We start from the raw sequence: 22,130 nt of genomic DNA on the forward strand, positions 1-22,130 counted from the left end.
CAATGGCAAATTTAGAGAATAATAACGATAACGAAAATAAAAAATCTGTCCCAGAAAATATTGGCGATAAGATTCAGCATACTGCGGAAAATGTGAGCGAAAAAGTGCAGGAAACTGTAAAAGAAGCTTCACAACTCGCCTCAGATACCATTCATCATCCTTTAGAAACAGCAAAAGAATTTGGTGAACAGGCAGCAAAAGATGTTACCAATTACAAGTGGTGGGCAAAATTGTTACTTGTTATTTTCTGGCTGGTTCTTTTTCTCGTCGGGTCTTTTTTTCTCCTTGTAAGTTTACCGTCTACCAAAAACTGGGCAGCTCATAAGGTGATTGAAAAACTCAATAAAGATCTAAAGTCCCAAATGTCTTTCGAAAGTGTGGAGGTGAGTTATTTTGGAGATATTCATATTCATAATGTTGCCGTAAAAGATTACAAGAATTTTCAGTTTTTAAAAGCAAAGGAATTATACGCAGATTCTAATTGGTTTTCTATCATCAGCAACTCAAGAAATTTGCAGTTCCAGTCTTTATCTTTAAAGAATCTTGACTTAAAAGTGATCACTTATAAAGGGGACAGTATTTCTAATTTTATTCGTTTCGTCGATCTTTTCAATACGCCTTCTCCAACGGTCAAAAAAGAACCTTTTCAGTTAAAATCCCGTGTTTATATTACCGATTCAAAAGTAAGCATCATCAACCAAAATACCGATGGTGAGGCTGGAAAATGGATGACCGCAACACATGTCAATTTAATTGTACCCGAATTAAAAGTCGTCGGATCTGACGTAACAGCGAAAATAAATAACATGCGCTTTATCACGGAAAGATGGGGCAAAAAGCACATTGTTGATACTTTTTCTGCAGATCTTGCACTCACTCATCAATATTTGTCTTTACAGGATTTAACGTTGAATACCGATCATTCTTTATTGCAGGGAAATATCAAATTTAATTTGAATAATGGTTCCTGGGCTAATTTTGCAGACCGTGTTCGCTGGGATATGATGATGAAGCCGGGAAGTCAGATCAGCGGGTACGACATCAGTTATTTTGCGACGAACTGGGACAATTACAAACCGATCAATATTTCGGGCACGATGACAGGTCCTTTGAACCGTTTTTATCTGGATAATTTTCTCGTGAGAAATTCAAAAGTAAATATTCGCACAGAAACGATGAAGGTTTCTAATATTTTAAAAGGCAACTTCCAGATTGAAACCAATTCTCTTTCCACGGATCTCACTTATGTAGATTTAAAGGATATGATGCCGACTTTCATTTCCTCGAAGATGAAAAATTTCGCTGATGAATTTGGAAGATTAAAATATAAGGGTGCAGTAAGAGTAACTCCGAAAGAGGTTTTCGTTCCGAAAGCAAATTTAATTACCGGGATTGGACAGGCAAAAATCACGAATTTTTATCTGACCGACTACAGTTCTCCTTTACCGAAATATCGAGGTTATGCAGAAGTTAATGATTTGAACACTTCAGTCATTACGAAAAATAAGCAGGTTGGTTTGATCTCCGGAAAATTCAATTTGCAGGGCGAAAGTTTCGATGTGAACACGATGAGGTTGAAAACACGGTCTCAAATTTCAAAAATTGAAATTCTTAATAAAGAAATTAATAATATTTATTTAGATGGATTTCTCGATCACAAAACGTACAAAGGAATTGTAAACGTAAACGATGAGCAGGCTAAAGCAAACATCAATGGATTTATCGATTTCCGTACGAAAAAACTGGCTGCAGATATTGTAGCAGATGTTCAGTATTTAAATCTCAATTATTTTACGGGTGGGAAAGGAACTCAGATTGTAAGCGGTTTGGTCAACGGAAAAATTGCGATGACGAATCTGAATGATCTAAACTTAGATGCTGATCTGCAAAATGTGACTTTTACCAATGCTGCGCAGAAATTTTTGATCCCAAATGCTAAAGTAAAAGCTTTTTTCGAAAATGGAAACCGAATAGTTTCTGTTGATGCTCCGGAAGCGGTAAATGGGCAGATTTCAGGACGTTTTAATCTGGAAGATCTAGCTGGAATGATCCAGAACGGAATTGGAAAAGTTCTTGTTGGTCCGCCTCCGAGAAAATTATACCGCGGACAGAATTTCACGATGAATTTTGACGTTAAACAAGGATTGGTAAGCTATTTTGAACCAAACCTGCAAATTCCAAAAGGTGCTTCAATTAACGGTTCCTACGACGGAAATTCGAATAATTTGATCCTGAATGTTGATGCGCAGACTTTGAAATATGTCATGACCAAAAAAGAGGAGATCACAGATGCTGATCAAGCCTTAGCAAAAGCAAATCCTGCTTATAAAATTACAGAACGCAACAAAGTTACGCGAGACAGCGCCATGATCGACAGTTTGATGGTCAGAATTAATACCGCAGATCTCGATAAACAAATTTTCGCAAAAGTCAATAGAATAGAGTACAATAAAAATATTTTAAAGGATATTACTCTAAGCGGAAGGAACGAAAATAACAAGATTCTGCATATTGCAACCGCTTTCAAATTAGGTTCTCCAGAAGATGAAATAAAACAAACGCTGAAGGATTACGCTGTAAACCTTAATCAATCGACGAATGCTGCAGGTGATTACGTTTTCCGTTTTGAGCCGACAACAGTTACTTTTAGAAATGTCGCGTGGAGTGTCGATACCAATCCGGAGTTGAACCATTCGATCACTTACAGGAAAAATACAGGCGATTTTTTGATCCAGAATCTGCGAATTTACTCCGATGAAAGTGAATTGTTTCTGAAAGAATCCATTTTTAAATCGGCAAAAGATTTCTCCGCAAAAGGCGAACTAAAAAATGTTCAAATCGCAAAAGTACTGGCTTTAACAGGAAGCGATAATGGAATGGATATCAAAGGAGTTGCGAATGGAACTTTTGACATAAAGAAGGACCAAAATAATCTGGAACCGCTCATCGATTTAGATATTACCAATATTTTGATGAATGGAAAAGACATGGGAAATGTCATGATCTCGGCGAAGAAAAGCGCTGTTCCGAACGTTTTCGATTTAGAAGCGAAAGTGGTTTCCGCCGGAATCATCGGAAACAATGACCTTGTCTTGAAGGGAACCATTAATAATAATACGGCATCACCAACATTAAATCTGGTTGCAGATATGAACGATTTCGATCTACAGTTTGCGCAGGAATTTGTGAAAGGCGTTTTCGGAAATCTTCGTGGAAAAGCTTCCGGAGCCTTAAAAATTTCAGGTAAATTAAATGATATTGATTATAGTGGTGACATCGCGATGAAAGGTTTGGGCTTAAAATTAAATTTCACAGGCGTTGATTATTCTTTTGATGACACCGTGGTTTCATTGTCGAAAGGTTTGGCTATTCTCAATGATATTGGTGTAAAAGACGGCAGATCAAATTCAAAAGGTTCAATTTCCGGAGCGATTCAGTTTGAAACTTTGTCTTCAATGGGGGTCAATTTAGTCATGCGGGCCGATAATTTAATGTTGCTGAATACCACTCAAAAAGATCTCGATCTCTTTTGGGGAAGAGTTTACGGGACAGGAACGCTTTACGTCGATGGACCTGTTTCTGCGCTGAATATTTCTACGCCCGAAATGCGGGCATTGAACAATAGTGTATTTACTTTCAACTCTAATTCAACTTCGAATGTGGAAGAATTTAAAATGCTGAGATTTTTGAAACGGGATGAAGCAGGAGTTGTGAGTGTGGAAGATAAGAAACGGTCGAACGCTAATTTAAATGTAGATTTTACGCTCTCTGTCGATAAAGGGACCACGGTAAACGTTTTGGTTGGAGATGATATCGGTGATATTTCAGTTCGTGGGAATTCTGATAAACTTCGCTTTTTAATGAGCAGATCCGGATCGATCACCATGTCGGGCGACTATTTTGTGGATAACGGAACTTTTGTATCGAAAGCGATTTTGAACAGAACTTTCCAGATCTCCAAAGGAAGCAGTATTCGTTGGGATGGAGATCCGATCTCTCCTGATCTGAATATTGATGCCACTTATTTGAGAACCGTTACGAATGCAGGTCAATATTTAAACATGGGAAGTCTGCAACCGATTAATGTATTGCTCACGACAAAAATTACGCAAACCCTCAATAATCCGAAGATTGAACTGGGCGTTTCTGCGCAAGATGTCTCTTCTAATTTAAAGGAGACGCTGGCTGAAAAAATGAGCAACGAAGACGAAAAAATCATTCAGTTTGGTTCGGTACTCGTGATGAACAGTTTCAATGTGGGCAATTCTGCTTTTGATATTAATCTTGGAAATTTTGCAGAGAGTTCCGGTTACAATATGCTTTTCAAACAGTTGGGTTCTGTATTAAATAACATCAGCAATGAATTTCAGGTCGATCTTAATTATTTGAACGGAGACACTGGTTCCAATACTGGTAACCGTGCAAATGCAAGTGTGAGTTTTCTATTGTCACCGAGAGTAAAAGTAAAAACAGGTTTAGGAATACCAATTTCCAAATCGGACAATACCAACGCGGATTATCTTTCAGGAGAAGGAATTGTAGAATACGACTGGTCCAAAAAAAATGATGGAACCCGTTTATTACGAGCATATTCCAAACCTACAAACATCGGTTTAAACGGAACTGCTGCCGGTAATGCAAGTTCTAATCAAAGTTATGGAGTTGGTGTTGTGTATAGTAAAAGTTTCAATACTATCTTTAAAAGAAAGCAAAAGGATAAAAAAAATGTTGCTGAAAAACCTTTAATTAAAAGAGATTCTGTTAAAAATGATACAATAAAATAAGGATTTTATCAGAAAAGTATTTGTTTAAGTTAAAAATTGTTAATATTAACCTAAAATTTTTAGTTTTAATATTTTTTCGTAAATTTGCAAAAATATAGACGTAGTATTATCAATTATATAAAATTTAAAATGAATTATCAATTAGACGAAATAGATAAAAAAATCCTTGATTTTTTAGTAGAAAACACAAGAATGCCTTTCACAGAAATCGCTAAACAAATGGACGTTTCTGCGGGAACTATTCACGTGAGAGTGAAAAAGATGGAAGATGCAGGAATCATTTTAGGTTCTTCTTTAACCATTGATTATGGAAAATTAGATTACCATTTCACAGCTTTCATCGGTATCCTCTTAACCAAATCGAATCGTACGCAGGAAGTTTTGAAAGAATTGACCACAATTCCAAATGTGATCGAAGCAAGTGTAATTTCTGGAAAATACAATATCTTCTGTAAGATCAGAGCGAAAAATACCGAAGACGCAAAAAGAATCATTTATCAGATCGATGATATTCAGGATGTGATGAGAACAGAAAGTATGATCTCTATGGAAGAATATATTTCTGACAAAAACAGATTGATCGACGCAGTTTCTATCTAAAAGACTGATTTATATCAACTTTATAAAAAACTTTCGGATTCTTTCGAAAGTTTTTTTAATTTTACCAATATGGACGAAAATTTTAAGAACGAAGATCCCAAAAAAGACATGGGTTTCATTTTGTCATTAGGTGCTTTACTGTTATTTTCTTTAATGGGAATGGGTATTGATACTGATGAATTTTTACAGCGCGCCGAGCTGCACATTCCAATGAACTACTTTTTCGTTATCTTCGGCGTCGATCTTTTGATGATCGTCGGGATTATCCTCATTTTCTTTTACAGAAAAGTGGGTATTTTCCTTTTTCCCGTAGCTGTTTTAGCACATTACATGTTGCATAATTACTATTTAAATACCTTTCTTTACACCGATGTTACGAATTTATTTCTTTTCATATCGGTAGGTTTATTAGCCTTTATTCCGAAATGGCAATTTTTTAAATAATTCTAAAAATGTTTTCAAAAGCCTGCGAGTACGCCATCAAAGCAACTATTTATATTGCCCAACAAAGCCATCAGCAGAAGCGTGTGAACGTGAAAGAAGTTTCTAGATCCGTAAATGCTCCCGAAGCTTTTACCGCAAAGATCTTGCAGCAATTGTGTCGGGAAAATATTTTAGATTCGATCCGTGGGAAACAGGGTGGTTTTACCTTCGATATTACAAAGCAGAAAAGCACCAAGATCTTTGATCTCGTCCATATTATAGATGGTGATGGGATTTTTACCAATTGTGGTTTAGGTTTACACAAATGTTCTGCAGATAATCCCTGTCCTGTGCATGATGATTTCAAGATCGTGAGAGAAAATTTAGTTGCAATGACGCAAAAATATTCGTTCTACGATCTGGCCATTAAGACTGAAAATGGCTTGGCCTGGCTGAAATAGTTTTCTGTTTCTACAAAGTAATTTTCCAAATAAATCTTTTTTAAAAATAAAATTCAACGATAAAATTTTTACAATTTTAAATAGGATAAATTTGTCCGAATTAAAAATATGTCTTACATTTGTAGTATAATTTAAAATCACATACGACATGTTAACGAAAGAAAGAACAATAGGTGAAATGGTTGCCGAAGATTTCAAAGCAGCTGAAGTATTTAGAAAATATAAAATAGATTTTTGCTGCAAAGGAAACAGAACCATCGAAGAAGCTTGCGAAAACAAGAAATTTAAGGTGGAAGACGTTTACAAAGATCTGGAAAATCTCTCCAATCAGAAATCAAATGAGATCGATTTCAATTCCTGGCCTTTAGATCTTTTAGCGGATTATGTAGAAAAAACGCACCATAAATATGTTGAAGAGAAAACTGCGGTTTTGCTAGTCTATCTCAATAAATTATGCAAAGTTCACGGTGACAGACATCCGGAATTGTTTGAGATCAATAACCTTTTCTCAGAAAGTGCGAAAGATTTAGGCGCTCACATGAAGAAAGAAGAATTGATCCTGTTCCCTTTCATTAAAAGAATGGTCGCTGCAAAAGCAAAAGGGGAAAATGTAGATAAACCTCATTTTGGAAGTGTCGAAAATCCAGTAGCGATGATGAAACACGAACATACCGTTGAAGGTGACCGTTTCGTAAAAATTGCAGAGTTGACCAACAACTACCAGTTCCCGGAAGACGCTTGTGGAACGTATCAGGTAACCTATAAAATGTTAGAAGATTTCGAAAACGATCTTCATAAACACATCCACTTAGAGAATAATATTCTATTTCCAAAAGCTATCGAATTAGAAAAAACTTTTTAAACTAAATTTTCTGTTTTTTTACGGAGATCCATTTCAAATTTATTTTGAAGTGGATTTCTATTTTATAATCACAAAAGTCACAAAAGGATTATGGGAAAATGGGTAGAAAAAAGTTCACAAATTCATACGACAGTTTTTGTGTACTATTATCCGGCATCAATTTAAACTTTTTGCAAAGTGAGCTTTTGTGACTTTTGTGATTTAAAAATTTTTTAGTCTAATTTTTTAGTTGGAGGTTTTTGAGTTCAGATAGAAATCGTACGTGTAAACATTGTAAGGCAAGATCAGTTTTGAGATTGCAAAGGAAATCAAACAGCAGATCAAAATTGGGATAAATAAAACGTAACCATCGGGCAGAAGATTGCAAATTAAAACTACGGAAGTAAATGGCGCATAAAGAGAGGCGGACAAGGTTGCAGCCGCGCCGATCAAAGCAAAATTGATTGGAATTAAATGCATTCCAAAATAATTATTACCGAAGAAAGCTACCATTAAACCTAAGAAAGCTCCGGCAACAATACTTGGTGCGAAAACACCACCATCGCCTCCTGCTCCTAAAGTTAAAGAAGATGCTAAAGGTTTTAAAACCGCAACTGTCAAAAGAAAAAAGATGGGAATAGTCGCTGAGGTTGAAGTTTCATGCAAAATTTCTCGTAAACCGTGGTAACTGTCGCCATATAAACTTGGGAAGAAGAAGATCATAATTCCAACTGCGATCGCGCCCAGATTTACACGGATAAAATTATTAGAAATATTGGCAAAAAGTCTTTTCATTCGTGTCACCAAAAGCGTGAAGTAAACCGATAGTACGCCGCCCAAAATACTCAAAACAATAAAGAAAGGAATTGCAGAATACGTCCATTCTGTGACAGAATGTGTTAGTATCGTTTCAGAATCGAAAAGTTCGATGAAAACCCAGCTTACCAGAGCAGAAGCCGTACAAGCGATGACCAATGATTTTCGCATTTTTCTGGCGATGACTTCTAAGGCAAATAAAAATCCTGCGAGCGGACTTGTAAATAAAATGGCAACTCCGGCAACAACTCCGGCACAAATTAATTCGCGTTTATACATTCGTGCTGAAAATTCTTTTTCATAGGCATAATTCCCTAGAGTAGCGGTTGCGACTACGGTAGAAACTTCTACGCCCGTTGATCCACCAAAAATAACGGTAAGAAAACCATTGATAAAATGCGAAGGAATTTTGAAGAAAGGTAAATGATCTTTTCGCTGATCCAGGGTTTTGTAGATCTCTGTAATTCCTTTATTTTTTCTGTTTTGAAAAAGATATTTCCTTGAAAAGTAAATAGCCGTAATTCCGATGGAAGGTAAAATAATGAAGAGCGCCGTGTAACCGGAATTAACAGCATTGAAGAAACGGTGTTCAAAATATTCGGTGAGATGTTTCAGCGTGAAAGCCAGCAACGCACTTCCCAAACCAACCATTGCAGCAGCAACGATGAGCCGAAAATAATGTTGGGTAACGATTTTTGTTCTTTCCAAGGGGTACCTTTAAGATAATGTTGAGCAGAATTTAAACCTTTAAATCTGCAGTTTTCAATATGAAGTGTAAAACTTAGCAGGTTAAAATTTCAATGTTGCAAATTTAATAAAACTTAGATTATTTGAGTTAAATCAATTTCATTAAAAAAAAGGAATCAAAAATCAGTCCTATCTTAAAATCATTAGTAAACTTCCGATACTGATGGTGATCCAGAGAACGAGAGCGAAAAATAAAGGTTTCCAGCTGATGGTTTTCAAAGTCGCGATCGAAATGGTAGAGCCGATAAAAAATAAAGTTACGTTTAATCCAGATTTTGCGACCGTTGTTGCGATGGTGCTGAAACCTTTAAAGATAGGGAAGTAGGTATGCAATAAAATCGCGATAACGAAATACAGGATAAACCAGGGGATTTTTACTTTCGCTCCTTTTGTTTTGAAGAATACCATTGTTAAGACAGATACCGGAATGATCCATAAAGCTCGGGACAATTTCACAGTCGTCGCCACTTTCAAAGCGATATCACCATATTTGTTTGCCGCACCAACGACCGAACTCGTATCATGAATTCCGATGGCACACCACAAGCCGAACTGTTCCTGCGTCATGTGGAGTAAATGTCCTATTGGCGGATAAATAAAAAGTGCGACAGAATTCAACGTGAAGACAATGGCTAAAGCCAGGGAGATCTGTTTCGTATCAGGTTTGATAATTGGCGTTACAGCCGCAATGGCACTTCCACCGCAGATTGCCGTTCCGACAGATATTAAGTAAGATAAAGGTCGTTCCAGTTTTAATAATTTTCCTAAAAAATAACCCATCGTCATAACCGTCGTAATGCTGATAACCGTTAAAGTAATCCCTTCTCTTCCTGCCTTTAAAGCTTCATCCAGCTGCAAGCCAAATCCCAGTCCGACGATTGAAATTTGTAAAAGAAGGTGAATGTATTTGTGAACTTTTTGTTCGTAAGGATTTCCAATAATGATGGTGAAACCTATTCCCAAAGCCAAAGCGACGGGTGAACTTGCGAAAGGAGAAATACAAAAAATTACTAGAAGGAAAAATAGAATTTTTTGTAAAAGGTCTTTGCCTAAAGTAGTTTGCATTGTTTTACTTGATTTTGATAGGACAAATTTCGGTCATTTGTCATCCAAATTTTCATCATATTTTGTTCTTACCTATAACTTTTAATTATAACTAATGAATTTCATGAAGAGATGAATTAATTCGGATTGTTCGCCTTTCAAAGTGATGAAATTAAAATCCCTTTCAATGCTAAAGTTTTTAATATCAATCACGCTCAACTGATTGTTTTTTAATTCCTGCAAAATGGTGTTGATCGACAAAAAAGCCAGGGCTTCAGAATGCAGTAAATAATTTTTGATGCTTTCGCTGCTTCCTAATTGCATGATAATTTTCAGCAATTTCAGGTCGACGCCATTTTTCTTTAACTGATTTTGAATAAATTCCTGTGTTCCGGAACCTTGCTCTCTTACGATCAAATCAACGTTTTCCAAATCTTTCAGTTTGAAATTTTTGTTCACCAAAGGATGAGTCGCTTTACAAACCAATACGATTTCGTCGGGTTTAAAAATTTGATAATCAAAATAAGAAGACTTCGATTCGCCCTCTACAATTCCAAGATCGATCTGTCCGTTTTTAAGTAGCGTAGAAATATCTTCTGAATTGTGAGTGACCAATTCGATGCTGATGTCTTTATAATAAGAATTAAATTTTGCCAGAATTTCCGGTAAAATATATTGGGCGATCGTGGTACTGGCGCCGATCTTCAACTTTCCCTTTTCCAGTTTGTTGAGCTGGGAAAGTCCGAATTCAAGATCTCGGTAAAGGTTTCGAATTTTCTCGGCGTAATCCAGTAATATTTTTCCGCTTTCGGTGAGTTGAATGGTCGTGCCGTTTCGGTTGAATAATTTAGTGTTCAGCTGGTTTTCAATTTCCTTGATGTGTTTGGTGACTGCGGGTTGCGAAATATTGAGTTCGTTTGCCGCTTTCGTAAAACTCAAACGGTTGGCAACGGTGGAAAAAACTTTGAGGCGGTAATCGAACATCAATTAAAATTTTAAGGTCGTTGTTAAAATAAAATTTATAAATAAAATTATTTTCTGCAGTTTTTGATCAGATAATCTTGATAAACTTCAGTATTTCGACCTAACAAACTAACAGAATCTATCTTTTTTTGCTGCAGATATTTTGTTAAAAAACAGAAGTCTTTCCAATTCTCATTATTTAAGAAATACATAAAGTGATTTATCTTTTTAGCATTTGGTATGTTAATATTTCCCTTAAGATTTGGGGTGTCCGTAAAACCCAAATAGCTGCCCACGGATTCTAGTTTCGGCAGATCAACGTAAACCAATTTCGGGGAGAATTCAAACGTGATTGTTTCAGCAACTTGTTTAAGTTCAGGTAAAAATTTGACTGAGTCAACCGAAGATTGCGTAAAATATATTTTGTTGACCGATTTTAGATTCGAGAAGATATTTATTTTTTTTGAATTCAATCCAGTTATATACAAACCTTTAAGTTTCTCTATCGAATTAAATCCACTAAAAATTTCACTATCATCAGCAAAATAAAAGTCGCCATTTACTTTTTTTAAATTTTTGAAAAATAAATTACTATCTTTAACTTTTCCAGTCAAGGCAAAATCACCATTAACTGTTTGCAATTGGTCGAAACCATTTAAAGTTTCGAGATTTGGTAAACGTCGTAATTCAAGATTTCCGTTTATTTCTCTAATATTTTTGAAGGAATTAAAATTTATAATGGAAGTGTTATATCCATCTTCAGCATTTGCAATGCGAACATTTCCATTAATAAAAGTATATTTGGAATCAAAACTATCTACATCTTGCTGTGTTAAAAAAATAAGATCTCCTTCGTAGACTACGTCATTTTTAAGGGGAGAAAGAGCAGTGATTTTTTCCTCATTATACTCTTTTTCTAATTTTTTATGCTCGCCTGCACAAGATAAAATTGTTAGAATGAAAATGATAAAAAGATATTTTATTATTGGTTTCATTGCGTTGTTTTAAATAGGCTGCAATATACATCTTCAGTTTTACTAGTATTTACTAATAATTAAATTCAGATTCACGTTGCTTTTTTTAATATTATTTTCCAAAAGGACTGGTAAGTTTGACTTTTGTAATAAACATTTTTATTGTAAAAATTTGATTAATCTTTCGGAAACATTAAAGGCTTGGAAATTCTTAATTGCTATCTCGCTAACTTTTTATCTCTTTTCTATTATTAATTTTTTTTTTGACCAGTAAATTATCAACTGATAAAGATTTTTTTAATAAGTAAAATAATAACCTTTCTTGGTTTCTGTATTCACAAATACATAATTGCTGCCCGTATCTTTCGGCTTAAATTCAATAATTTTAGGAGAATCAAATTTTTGGACAGCATATTTTGCCGGGTAAATTTCATGGATATTGAGCCTTTCTATCGTCGTTGTTGGCGAAGGCGAACCAGATAATTTATAATCTGCAGTGCATAAATAACCATTATCGGTTTGCGCTTTTAGAAGAAAGCTATAACTGTCAGGTTCGAAAATAAAGAAACGCAATATAGAATCGTTTTCAATTTTAAATTCCTTCGTATTTTCTGGATAATAAAAATCAGTAATGTTGTAGGAAAAAGTACCGCCCCACAAAATACTTCCCGTTTTCTCCTCAGATTTTAGGGTCAGTTTTGTTTGAGGTAAAGAAATATACTTTCCTGCTTTTAAAAGAAAAATTCCTTTTTTCGGAGTGTTTTCCACCATTGTAAAATTTTGCGCGGCTTTCTCGAAGACAGGTAAATCGATTGTTATATTCTGAAATCCATTTTTTTCAATCGCGATATGATTTCCCAGGACTCTGAAAGAAAAATCGCCTTCATAAATGGGGTCGTAGCTTTTTTGAACTGTATCATTGATGTTGATCTGCACATTTTTAAGAGGTTGTTGAAAGACATCTGTGACTTTTCCAAATAGCTTAAAATTTTTATTTTTTGCAGGATCTGAATTTATAACATCATTTAAAAGCGATGGTTTTGAATTTCCTTTTTTTAAAATTATTTTACCATAATCATAGGAAGCGTCGTCAGAAAAATTTTCGATTTTCGTGGTTATAGTTTGATAACCTTCTTTTTTAAATTCTATAAATAGCGTTCTTGCTCGATCAATGCTATAATTTCCGACCGAATCGGTTTGAGTACTTACTGAAGATTTGCTGTAAAAAATAGAAACATCATCGAGCGAATTTCCTTGCTCATCCTGAAAATGACCGCTAATTCCAATTTCTGTTGAAGTATTATCCGAACAGCTGTTTAAGGAAACGATGATGAATGTAAGTAGGATTATTATAATTTTTTGTTTGATCATTTACTTGCTTTTTTTCTTTAATTTTTAAATGCGGTCAATAGTACTATTGATGCGCAATTAATCGGTAGTCAGTTTTGTAACAGCTGTAATTTCTCTCGCTGCATTTAAATTGAATTCGTAATATTTGATTTTTCCAGAATTAATTTCTGCAAAAAAATGGTTTTGAGCACCTTCTTTTGTTAGTTTCATATTTTGAATATCTTCAGAAAAATAACTAAAATCTTTGCGCAGTGGAAGTTCTTGGTTCTTATTTGAAGTACATTTAATATCATACAAATTTTTGCACCGTTCATTTCCTCCGTCCAAATCGCTCACAGAAGCGATGGCTGTTTCGATTTCCGCACATTTAAAAACAATTGAATGAGCTTTGATTTCTTTCTTCAAAACGAGGTTTGTTGCATAAAATATAGAATCGGTTTTAATCGTTTTTTCGCATTCACATTCCTTAAAAAGAGCAGTAATGGGATTTTGTTTTTGTTCTCCACAAGAAAATAAAAAGAGCATCAAAATTATAATAAGGATATTTCTCATCTTTCGTCTTTAAAAATTATAGCTCCTAATTATTTAAACAATGAACGAATCGGATAAGAGCAATCACAGAAATAAAATGCACTGCATTCATTTGAAACTTTTCGAATCGTTTGCCGCTTTGGTAAAACTCAAACTGGTGGCAACGGTGGAAAAAATTTTTAGGCGGTAATCGAACATCATACAAATGTAGAATAATTTTTATTCCTTCGTTAAAGCCGAACCTTTGTGTGCCGCGATGTGATCTGTTTTACTGCTTTTAATTTCGTATTGCGGATCATCATCTTTCGCGTGATGCGTGTACCCTTTGTAATCGAAATCTTTCGTGTGAACTTTGATGATCGTCCCGGAAACTTTCCCAGCTTCTGAATTCCAGCTTACTTTATCACCGACCTTAAATTTTTTTTCCATCGCTACTTTTTTAATGTTTTTACTACAGTTTGTCAAATCGAAGATTCGGCGGAGCCAAATTAAAATCTTTGACAAAGATTAATAGAACGTTTTTTTAAGAACCTTGTCAAGGTTTCCAAACTTTGACAAGATTAAATAAGGTTTTCCTCTGAATAAAAAACCTGATCACCCACAACTCTCGCCGGAGCGGTGTAAGGATGTTCGGTAACTTTTCCCAAAGCCATGATGTGCAAAACTTCCCAACCTTTTGCTTTCAGATAATCGGAAACCATTGAACGGTGACACCGCCACCAAACTGCTTCCGAACACATCATCGCTGTATTTTTTTCTAAAGCAAATTTTTCGAGTTCTTTAACGCCATGTTCAAAGGATTCCGTTTCCATGTAATCAGCGTACCCTTGAAAAGATTTATTTCTCCACGTTGTATTTTTAGAATCTTTTTTTGCGGGCCTTCTTCCACCAAGATCTTCAATGTAAACATATTGGATTCCGTTTTCTTCTAATGATTTTCTAAGTTCATCCTGATCAAACTGCGGATATTTTCTGGAACCCGGAAGTCGGCGAATGTCTGCTAAGATTTTAATATTAAATGAAAAGAGCAACTCCAGAAATTGTTCGATCGTTCTGGTGGAATGACCGATAGTGTAAATGGTGTGTTTTTCGGAAGGTGACATTTGAAAGATTTAAAGAAAGATGGGAGTTATAAATTTAATAATTTTAAAATAAAAAGAACTTTAAATTCAGTTAATATTTCAAATCTACTTCGTCAAATATTCCATCCAAAGATTGAAGTTCTCCATGCTTTTCTGCGTTCTTTTACTTTTTTGTTTACAATCCCTGAATAAAATTTTTCTCAAAGTCGTTTTCTTTTTATAGGAATAAATGGAATCTTAAGTATCATTAATAAAGTTTAATAAAATTCAAAACTTCACTTAATGAAACAAAACTTAACTCTGAGCCAAAGTAATGGATTGTCTTTTATTGATAAGGATAATAGGAATATCTCTTATAATCTCCGTTTTCAGCATTAATTGTTATAATGTCGGTTGCTCTGTTTTTGTCTTCTCTTTCTTCCTCAAAGACGTAGTAATTTCCTGTTTTCTCGATGTGAATGCCGCAAAAAATTTGAGAAAGCAAATGCTTGTTTTTTCTGTTATTATAGAAAATTTCTTCTGCCATCTTCAGCGATATTTTTGATATTTTAGAAATGACTTCTATTTCTTTATCGGTTGCGTTAATTATTTTGATCCGCTTGTTTTTTTCAGATTCAATTAATGCAATATTTTTTGAGATCGAATTTCCATGACTACCATTGATATTGAAATCTTCATCTAAAGAGCAGTCTGAAACACCGACCGGACCGAACATTCCATAATGTAAACCGGCAGTGTGATGAAAGTTTGAGATATAAAATTTAAGATTATTGCGGGTTGTCACAATAATGGTATCTGTTTTCAAAAATTCAGGAAAAGGAATCCGAATCTTTTTGAAAGATCTGTCCTCTGAGACGTAACTGAATTTATTACGAATAACGGTGTCTGAAAAGATCTCTTTTTCTCTCTTAATTTCAAATTTTAAGCTATTAATTTCATTTTCTTTAAATCCTGAAAAAGAAATTTCGGGTTGCTCGGTTATTATTTGGATAGAATCACATTTTTTAATGGTTGCAGATAGTTCTTTCTCGATTTGTCTCTTGCTGAAATAAGAAGAAATGGTGATGAAGAGTACAATCGCCAAGATGATGAGGCAAATTGCTGCGATCCCACGGAGTAAAAGTTTATAATTTTTTTTCATATTAATACCGGATAGAAAAGCATTGCTCTGCGTTTTAGCATTTTCCTGTTATATAAAAATACGAAAGAAATCCTTCGCTAAGCAAAAATCAATTTTTTTTGCTGAATCTTTCAGTCATAATTTCGTTCAAATCTTACACCAGGAAGCTGACCAATGTTAAGTTTTCAAAGCAAACACCATCCCAAGAACAGACAAAATATAAAAACCCAGAACGATCCAGGAATCGATGCCCATTCCTTTTTTGCGACCCGGCATTTTAAGAACCATTCCGATCAAATAAATGGTTGTGATAATGATTGCGATCACGGTTAAATAGACATCTACATTTTTTGCTCTGGGCAGGATGGGTTTATTGGTGATAAGTGTTGCGGCTAAAAACAAAACGGGAAGAAACGCATTGCCACCAAATATATCACTGATTATTGGCTGATAGGTTTTCTGTTTCACAAAAGCCAGTCCACTTGAAATTTCAGGTAATGAAGTGACGAACGCCAACACTGTTGCGCCGAAGATTAAACCGTTGATCTTAAAATGTGCCGCAATCGTATTGCTTGTATCTTCCAGCAAAACTCCGAAAATCAGGATGATCACCGAAATGCCAATTAACCAGATCATGGCAGATTTAGGCGTCATTTTAGTTTTCTCGCCTTTGGTAGAATCACTGAGAGAAGGTTCTCTTTTCGTCTGGACTTTTTTCAGGATAATAATACTCGTGATCCAGGAAAAAGCGATCAGCAGTTCGGGTGGAGTAGTTCGGAACATCAAACTTGAAGGCGTGAGTTCTTTTCCCAGAATAACCATGACCAAAATCAGGATCAAAAATAAACCCTGAATTAGGCTGGCTTTATTACTCACCAGAGTGCTCAACGGTTGTTTTTCTTTCCGCGAAGCAAAATCAAACAGGACCAGAAGCATAGACTGAATCACGATGCCGCCCAGAATATTTCCGACGGCAATATCAATATTTCCTTTTATAGCGCCGCTAATGGTAATTGCAATTTCCGGAAGATTGGTGACGACCGATAAAATGATTGTGCCGCCAAAGGAACTTCCCAGCTTAAATTCATCATCAATAAAGTTGACGACTTTAGACAATTTGTTGCTGAAGAGCCAAAGCAGAACAACGGAAGCGACAAAGATCCAGATGCTGTAATTAAAAGGAATGCCAAGATCCATAAAGGTTTTTTTTAAAAGAAAAAGATCGGGTGTAATTTAGCACATTTTGATGTTGAAATTTGGGTTTTATTTTTGAAACGCTCGCCGTGATGTCCGTTTGCGATCAAATAGTTTGATCATCACCTTTTTTGTTTTCTTATTTCTTCTGAAATAAGCTCAGTTTTCTTTTTTCGGGAATAAAAATAAAACGCTAAAATTAAGATTCCAAGGATTATAAAACTACAGTCATTTTTTTTAAAATAATTTCTTAATTTCCCTTTACGATTGGGATTTCTTATTCGGTTAAATCGTACAAGTAATTAAGAAGGTATTTTATTTAAAAATCTTTAAAAAATCTTTACGATATATAAATTTCAGTAGTACGATATATTCGTATAGCTGGCTTCCTTCTTTGGTTAATTTTTTTTAAATCAGACCAATAACGTTTAGGAATGCTGCTTTCCGTTAATATTTAAATCACATCGATTACATAGAAATACCACGTTTCATTTTCGTCGTTCCAGTGAAAAGGGACTTTTTTTTTTCAGATAATTTTATCTTATCAATGGTGATTTGTGTTTTTGTGAGATATTAAAGATAAAGATTTTCGGTGGATTTTGGAAAATAGTGAGCCGATTAAGATTTTAATCGGCTCAATATATTTAATGATTTTCTGGGTTAAAAAATAAAAGTACAAGTAAGCGCCCAAAATGTTTTGAAACAAAGCCAGTGAAGCCAAAATATCCTTCGGAGTAAGTAGTAAATTACATCGAAATTGTTGGGCCTTCAAATTCTCCTGTGCTATAGATTTGTTTTGTTTTTAGATTTTCAAGTTTAGTAACTTTTGTCTGTGCTTTATTAAGGAAGATCTTATATTTTACCACATTGCCAGTTTTCTTATCAGTCGTGATGATAATATTTTTATCGAACTTAATGTCTAAAAAAATCAATTTATAGGTTTGTTTTAAAGGATCATAAGCATAATCTTTTCTAATCTGGAAATCGTTGCTCGCTTCGTATTTATTTAATCTTCCTGAGTCGGAGCCTATCTCCAAATGTTTTCTATAGATTCCACCTTTCGCTAATAAAGTATCTGCATCCAAACGCCACTCAAATGCTAAAGGTGGGTGTTCACTACTATCAAAAAGTTTTTCGTAAATCGTTTGTTTGATCTCTCTGATTGGCGGCGGAATATCTTCTACTTTAGATATTTTTGGCGGTGGAGTTTTCTGTTTTAATTTTGATTTTTGGCCAAATGCAGTTTGCTGAAGTGAAACTAACAATACAAGAACTAATAATTTTTTCATGTTTAAAAATTAGATTTTAAATAAGATCTGAAATGTAAATATACTTCATCCAATGCAATACCTTATTTTCTATTTAAATTTTCTGATTTTCTAACTTCAAATCTTATGCTTGAATGATGCGATTGTTTTTTCGTCGTCTAGTGCCAGATCAATTTCTTTATTAAAATCTTCTATACATTTTGATTTCAGATTTTCTGCGAAAAATTCAATTCTTGTTTCGTGAAGTAAATTATCTAAAGACGTGATCAACTTTTCATTATCGATTCTCAAAAACTCCTGAACCAGTGATATTTTACGTGCTTCTAAATTCATTTTGGTAGAATCTTTAATTCAAATTTCAGTAATTTTTATTTTGAATTGTTTTGAAAAGCCTTTCAAAAATTAATTGACCGCAATCGATTGAACGAATATTTCAAAGTTTTCTTCTTTTTTATTGCCGATCAGTAACTGCATTTCAACCACATTCTCTCCATTGTAGTTCGGAACGTTTACAACTTCGCCTCTGTAAGTTGCCTGCATCGATTTAAATGGAATAGTGATGGTTTCCCAAACGCCATTATTGTTGGTTGAAAATGTAGAAGCATAAGAATGTCTGCCTTTCGGAGTTCTGATTCTAAAATTGTAATCTTTGCCGTCTCCCTTTAGATTTAATATAAAAGCGTCAGATTCTTCCTTAATTATAAAAGGTTCTATCTCGGAAGTTTGATGGATCGAGCAGAAACCACCATTGTTTTCCAGGGAAACCCGACCGCTGAAAAGTGCGTAATTTTCCTCAGTCATTTTTAGTTGACTTTCAGATCTGCCACCCATGACCACATCATTTTGGATTCGCCATTTGCCTTTGCCCTGTTTTGTGAAATCATAAAGCATCTGGCTTTTTTGTTCGGCTTTTGCTGCAATTTTATCCTTCATTTCGTCAGCTGGATTTTTATTTGAATTTGACATACAGGAAATTGTTAAAAGTGATAGAATGATGAGGAGTCGCATTTTGCTTTTGTTGGATATAAAAATACGAAATATAAAAGAATTTTTTACGCTGAGTTTTTATTAGTAGTCTAAAGGTAATGGATGAAGCCAATCTGAGTTTCTTACTAAAATGATATACTGATTTCCAAAGTCACTGTTTTTAAAATCGCCCACCAATTTTCCCTGTGGAGAAGTTCCATTTAATAATCTGCCGGATTTTAGAAAAGGCGAAGCAGGACTGTTCAGTTTAAAAAGCGTTTTAGAATTCGGTCGTGTTAACTCTTTCACGTCTTCAATTCCCTCTACTTTCAGCAAAGAATCATTATCGTAGGAAAAAGGTTTTTTGTCCCAACTTTTAGTTTCGTCATTCCAGACATTGTATTTTGAGTCTATGGGCAGAGCTATGATTGAAATAATTTTTTTTGCGATCGGATGGTCAGAATCTACCAGTTTTGAGATAAAATCACCTCCAATATATTGAAAGGGCACAAGATGCGCGTGAAAAAATCCCCACATGCCGTATAATTTTTTATTTTCAAGATGCTGCATGATGTAGAGTTCTTTGAAATTCCGGTAAATTCCTTCGGGTCTGTTGACACCCACTGATTTATTGTCGTAAATCAAATTTTTTATTAAATACTTGAAAAGAGGATAATCACTTCCCAACAAATTCTGAAAAGCAGCTGCATTTTTTTCTATTTTTTGATCTAATTTTCCCGCAAACATTGATACAGAAGCCATATTCGCATCATCATAAGGTTGGTCAATTTTCATTTTTAAAGAATCCAGTAAAGTGCCGTGATTCCCCTTTATTATTTTTTGGAGGAGTTTCAAATATTCTTCGTGATCCTGAACAACGTCAATTCCTGTAAAAGTGATTTTTTTGTCTTTTGATAAAGTTTTATTCAAATTTCTGATGTTGACGATCTTCTCATAAAAATCCTGATTTCCCCATTGTGCATGGATTTTTACCAGATAGTGAAACACTGTTTTTAAAAATTTTTCGTTGCCGGTTTTCAAATAATTATTGATGTTTTCCGCTTGTGCATAATCAAGTTCTGCAATATAATTTTTTGTTCCGACTGTTTTATTCAAAAATTTCAGAAGGTTAAAATCGATGAATTGTGTGTTTTGTGCGCCATGAGATTCACCAAAAATTATTAGTTGGTTTTTTTCTGCATCTTCTTTTAAAATTTTCCAGTTAGCGTCACTTTTAAGATTTATATTTTCGGCATTTTTTGAAAGGTAATTCTTATAAATATTTTCCTGCGCGAATGCATTGAAAAAAATTAAGAAAGTAAAAAAGACAGTTGCTAATCTTTTTATTAAAATTGTTCTTTCGGCAATTCTTACAATGATTTCAGATGAGGTTTTCATAATTTTTTAGGTTTTAAATTTTTATCTGATGCAAAGAAAATAAACCTAATTATGCGACAGAAAAATAAGTGACAAAAGTGAAACTTATGCCATGAAATTGAAGATTTTGGTTTGACTTTGAATCTTAGGGACGGTTTTGAAGATACTCTTTTACCCCTAAAAAGTATTTTGGAGAGATAGGAATCTCCTCCTTTAGGTGACGGATTGCGATCGCGCCTTTTCTGGTATTGCCCGATATTTTTTCAATTTGAGAAGGATTCACAATGTACGATCGGTGTACTTGCTCCGCAGAAGGGATTTCTTTGATAATATTAGCTAATGTTGAACGGATCATTTCCTTTTGCAAAACATCATTTTTCAGATAATAAATATCTACATAATTGGATTGCGCATTTGCCATTAAAAAGTTTCTTTCACTAAATTTTACTTCTTCGTTTTGGTTATTTCCATTGATCACAATTTCAATTTTGTTTTCAACAGAAACTGGTTGAATAACAATTTTACTAAAAGCAAATCGCAGATAAGCCCAGAATGGAATAAAAATAGGTGCGAACGGCAAACCAAAAATAATGCTCCACTTCAGAATATTTTTCGGCTCAATTTCCAGATGATTGATGACTATTGTATTGTAAAAATAGGAGACGCTTGAGATGAGTAGAAGTCCGGAAAAGAGAACGATGATCTCTTGATACAAATACCATTTTTGATGATTGAGTTTAAACCAGGATTGTTCAAAAACATGAATAAACAGAAGCGGAATTATGATGCAGATCCCATAACCCAAAACCTTTATATTTTTATGCGGGATTTCAATTGCATAAGTATTAAATGGTTGCAGAAATATCAAAATAAATACCACTAAAACTGCCAGTATAGAAGTCAGCAAGAGCGTATGAAACCAATTTGAAGTATAGGCGATCGATCTTTTAAAAAGCATATTTTTTACGTGTTTTTTTCTGCAGAAAGTGCAGAACCTTATCGAATCTATTAAAACTGCTAAAATTGCATATTTAAAACTTTGTTTGCTTCTTAATGAATTTCAAAATTTCTGCTTCATCCTTGACTTCAAAATCTGCGACATATTCTTTTTTGAAAGTTTCGTATTTTATTACGGAGAGTGGCACTAAATATAAATGATCCGGTTTACTCGGCTCTCCGCCAAATCCAAGAGCAATATATACTTTCTCTTTTTTATTTTTTTGATAATCGTTATAATTTCTGATTTGTCTTTCTTTCGCCCAAAAAATGTAGTCGTTTCCGAAAGATTGTCGCCATTTACATTCCACCGCAAATGCAACATTTTTATATTTGAATTTTAGATCTGGTTCCATATTTTCTAAGGCAGAGATTCCATTTTTATGATAATCAGAAACCTTTCCAACAAACTTGATATCATTCTGTTTTCCTAAAAGTTGAATAATATATTCTTCAAAATCATTGCCTTTTTTCTTATTGATTTCGTCAATAGTAAATTCAATTTTCTCTTTTTTGGAATAAAAATAAAAGGAAACCGCTAAACTTGCGATTCCGAGAATTAAAAAAAGTAATGCCATTTTTTTCATTTAAAT

Annotated in this window: 21 protein-coding genes; 5 read left to right on the top strand and 16 right to left on the bottom strand. The window is 34.3% G+C overall.

The window, feature by feature from the left end; all coding sequences use genetic code 11:
- Window positions 1-2: 2 nt before the first annotated feature.
- The 5 genes from IV494_RS00165 (at window position 3) to ric (ending at window position 7,130) form a co-directional block, all read left to right on the top strand.
- The gene (locus IV494_RS00165; protein WP_196078156.1) at window positions 3-4,784 is read left to right on the top strand and encodes a translocation/assembly module TamB domain-containing protein; all 4,782 of its coding nucleotides are present in this window, start codon (window positions 3-5) and stop codon (window positions 4,782-4,784) included.
- 129 nt (window positions 4,785-4,913) lie between these two features.
- The gene (locus IV494_RS00170; RefSeq protein ID WP_039351854.1) at window positions 4,914-5,384 is read left to right on the top strand and encodes an Lrp/AsnC family transcriptional regulator; all 471 of its coding nucleotides are present in this window, start codon (window positions 4,914-4,916) and stop codon (window positions 5,382-5,384) included.
- Window positions 5,385-5,453: 69 nt separating this feature from the next.
- On the top strand, window positions 5,454-5,828 hold the full coding sequence (locus tag IV494_RS00175; protein WP_196078157.1) for a hypothetical protein: 375 nt from the start codon (window positions 5,454-5,456) through the stop codon (window positions 5,826-5,828).
- 8 nt (window positions 5,829-5,836) lie between these two features.
- Window positions 5,837-6,268, top strand: coding sequence for an RrF2 family transcriptional regulator (locus IV494_RS00180; protein ID WP_196078158.1), 432 nt, complete (start codon window positions 5,837-5,839; stop codon window positions 6,266-6,268).
- 148 nt (window positions 6,269-6,416) lie between these two features.
- Complete coding sequence (gene ric / locus IV494_RS00185; RefSeq protein WP_196078159.1) at window positions 6,417-7,130, top strand: iron-sulfur cluster repair di-iron protein; 714 nt, start codon at window positions 6,417-6,419, stop codon at window positions 7,128-7,130.
- Window positions 7,131-7,355: 225 nt separating this feature from the next.
- On the opposite strand, the gene IV494_RS00190 is transcribed toward ric, so the two are convergent.
- The 16 genes from IV494_RS00190 to IV494_RS00265 form a co-directional block, all read right to left on the bottom strand.
- Window positions 7,356-8,633, bottom strand: coding sequence for a chloride channel protein (locus IV494_RS00190; RefSeq protein ID WP_196078160.1), 1,278 nt, complete (start codon window positions 8,631-8,633; stop codon window positions 7,356-7,358).
- A gap of 168 nt (window positions 8,634-8,801) precedes the next feature.
- Window positions 8,802-9,737 carry a YeiH family protein gene (locus IV494_RS00195; RefSeq protein WP_196078161.1) on the bottom strand — a complete coding sequence of 312 codons (936 nt, stop codon included), beginning with the start codon at window positions 9,735-9,737 and terminating at the stop codon, window positions 8,802-8,804.
- A gap of 81 nt (window positions 9,738-9,818) precedes the next feature.
- A complete protein-coding gene (locus tag IV494_RS00200; protein WP_196078162.1) occupies window positions 9,819-10,700 on the bottom strand; it encodes a LysR family transcriptional regulator in 882 nt (293 codons plus the stop codon).
- A 47-nt stretch (window positions 10,701-10,747) separates the two neighbouring features.
- Entirely contained in the window at window positions 10,748-11,674 is a 927-nt protein-coding gene (locus IV494_RS00205; protein ID WP_196078163.1) for a hypothetical protein, read from the bottom strand.
- A 276-nt stretch (window positions 11,675-11,950) separates the two neighbouring features.
- Window positions 11,951-13,024 (bottom strand): hypothetical protein, encoded by a 1,074-nt coding sequence (locus IV494_RS00210; protein WP_196078164.1) that lies wholly within the window; start codon window positions 13,022-13,024, stop codon window positions 11,951-11,953.
- Between the two features lie 57 nt (window positions 13,025-13,081).
- Window positions 13,082-13,555, bottom strand: a complete 474-nt coding sequence (locus IV494_RS00215; protein WP_196078165.1) for a hypothetical protein — start codon at window positions 13,553-13,555, stop codon at window positions 13,082-13,084.
- 198 nt (window positions 13,556-13,753) lie between these two features.
- Window positions 13,754-13,963: a hypervirulence associated TUDOR domain-containing protein gene (locus IV494_RS00220; RefSeq protein ID WP_196078166.1), complete on the bottom strand. Its 210-nt coding sequence runs from the start codon at window positions 13,961-13,963 to the stop codon at window positions 13,754-13,756.
- A 131-nt stretch (window positions 13,964-14,094) separates the two neighbouring features.
- Window positions 14,095-14,637, bottom strand: coding sequence for a DUF488 domain-containing protein (locus tag IV494_RS00225; RefSeq protein ID WP_196078167.1), 543 nt, complete (start codon window positions 14,635-14,637; stop codon window positions 14,095-14,097).
- A gap of 304 nt (window positions 14,638-14,941) precedes the next feature.
- Window positions 14,942-15,757: a hypothetical protein gene (locus IV494_RS00230; protein ID WP_196078168.1), complete on the bottom strand. Its 816-nt coding sequence runs from the start codon at window positions 15,755-15,757 to the stop codon at window positions 14,942-14,944.
- Between the two features lie 156 nt (window positions 15,758-15,913).
- Window positions 15,914-16,933, bottom strand: a complete 1,020-nt coding sequence (locus IV494_RS00235; RefSeq protein ID WP_196078169.1) for a sodium:calcium antiporter — start codon at window positions 16,931-16,933, stop codon at window positions 15,914-15,916.
- A gap of 743 nt (window positions 16,934-17,676) precedes the next feature.
- A complete protein-coding gene (locus tag IV494_RS00240) occupies window positions 17,677-18,219 on the bottom strand; it encodes a hypothetical protein (protein ID WP_196078170.1) in 543 nt (180 codons plus the stop codon).
- A gap of 96 nt (window positions 18,220-18,315) precedes the next feature.
- Window positions 18,316-18,531, bottom strand: a complete 216-nt coding sequence (locus tag IV494_RS00245) for a hypothetical protein (protein WP_196078171.1) — start codon at window positions 18,529-18,531, stop codon at window positions 18,316-18,318.
- A 69-nt stretch (window positions 18,532-18,600) separates the two neighbouring features.
- Window positions 18,601-19,164 (bottom strand): CIA30 family protein, encoded by a 564-nt coding sequence (locus IV494_RS00250; RefSeq protein ID WP_196078172.1) that lies wholly within the window; start codon window positions 19,162-19,164, stop codon window positions 18,601-18,603.
- Window positions 19,165-19,266: 102 nt separating this feature from the next.
- Window positions 19,267-20,562 carry a TraB/GumN family protein gene (locus tag IV494_RS00255; protein WP_196078173.1) on the bottom strand — a complete coding sequence of 432 codons (1,296 nt, stop codon included), beginning with the start codon at window positions 20,560-20,562 and terminating at the stop codon, window positions 19,267-19,269.
- A gap of 124 nt (window positions 20,563-20,686) precedes the next feature.
- Window positions 20,687-21,499, bottom strand: a complete 813-nt coding sequence (locus tag IV494_RS00260; protein WP_196078174.1) for a LytTR family DNA-binding domain-containing protein — start codon at window positions 21,497-21,499, stop codon at window positions 20,687-20,689.
- A gap of 73 nt (window positions 21,500-21,572) precedes the next feature.
- The gene (locus tag IV494_RS00265; protein WP_196078175.1) at window positions 21,573-22,115 is read right to left on the bottom strand and encodes a hypothetical protein; all 543 of its coding nucleotides are present in this window, start codon (window positions 22,113-22,115) and stop codon (window positions 21,573-21,575) included.
- Window positions 22,116-22,130: the final 15 nt, after the last annotated feature.

Source organism: Kaistella gelatinilytica (assembly GCF_015679325.1).
Lineage (GTDB): Bacteria > Bacteroidota > Bacteroidia > Flavobacteriales > Weeksellaceae > Kaistella > Kaistella gelatinilytica.

Coding starts and splice junctions, on each gene's coding strand:
- IV494_RS00230 (WP_196078168.1), bottom strand. CDS start 15,757: ATGAAAAAAAATTATAAACTTTTACTCCGTGGGATCGCAGCAATTTGC.
- IV494_RS00210 (WP_196078164.1), bottom strand. CDS start 13,024: ATGATCAAACAAAAAATTATAATAATCCTACTTACATTCATCATCGTT.
- IV494_RS00265 (WP_196078175.1), bottom strand. CDS start 22,115: ATGGCATTACTTTTTTTAATTCTCGGAATCGCAAGTTTAGCGGTTTCC.
- IV494_RS00250 (WP_196078172.1), bottom strand. CDS start 19,164: ATGTCAAATTCAAATAAAAATCCAGCTGACGAAATGAAGGATAAAATT.
- IV494_RS00240 (WP_196078170.1), bottom strand. CDS start 18,219: ATGAAAAAATTATTAGTTCTTGTATTGTTAGTTTCACTTCAGCAAACT.
- IV494_RS00225 (WP_196078167.1), bottom strand. CDS start 14,637: ATGTCACCTTCCGAAAAACACACCATTTACACTATCGGTCATTCCACC.
- IV494_RS00255 (WP_196078173.1), bottom strand. CDS start 20,562: ATGAAAACCTCATCTGAAATCATTGTAAGAATTGCCGAAAGAACAATT.
- ric (WP_196078159.1), top strand. CDS start 6,417: ATGTTAACGAAAGAAAGAACAATAGGTGAAATGGTTGCCGAAGATTTC.
- IV494_RS00205 (WP_196078163.1), bottom strand. CDS start 11,674: ATGAAACCAATAATAAAATATCTTTTTATCATTTTCATTCTAACAATT.
- IV494_RS00215 (WP_196078165.1), bottom strand. CDS start 13,555: ATGAGAAATATCCTTATTATAATTTTGATGCTCTTTTTATTTTCTTGT.
- IV494_RS00165 (WP_196078156.1), top strand. CDS start 3: ATGGCAAATTTAGAGAATAATAACGATAACGAAAATAAAAAATCTGTC.
- IV494_RS00245 (WP_196078171.1), bottom strand. CDS start 18,531: ATGAATTTAGAAGCACGTAAAATATCACTGGTTCAGGAGTTTTTGAGA.
- IV494_RS00175 (WP_196078157.1), top strand. CDS start 5,454: ATGGACGAAAATTTTAAGAACGAAGATCCCAAAAAAGACATGGGTTTC.
- IV494_RS00195 (WP_196078161.1), bottom strand. CDS start 9,737: ATGCAAACTACTTTAGGCAAAGACCTTTTACAAAAAATTCTATTTTTC.
- IV494_RS00180 (WP_196078158.1), top strand. CDS start 5,837: ATGTTTTCAAAAGCCTGCGAGTACGCCATCAAAGCAACTATTTATATT.
- IV494_RS00260 (WP_196078174.1), bottom strand. CDS start 21,499: ATGCTTTTTAAAAGATCGATCGCCTATACTTCAAATTGGTTTCATACG.
- IV494_RS00235 (WP_196078169.1), bottom strand. CDS start 16,933: ATGGATCTTGGCATTCCTTTTAATTACAGCATCTGGATCTTTGTCGCT.
- IV494_RS00200 (WP_196078162.1), bottom strand. CDS start 10,700: ATGTTCGATTACCGCCTCAAAGTTTTTTCCACCGTTGCCAACCGTTTG.
- IV494_RS00220 (WP_196078166.1), bottom strand. CDS start 13,963: ATGGAAAAAAAATTTAAGGTCGGTGATAAAGTAAGCTGGAATTCAGAA.
- IV494_RS00170 (WP_039351854.1), top strand. CDS start 4,914: ATGAATTATCAATTAGACGAAATAGATAAAAAAATCCTTGATTTTTTA.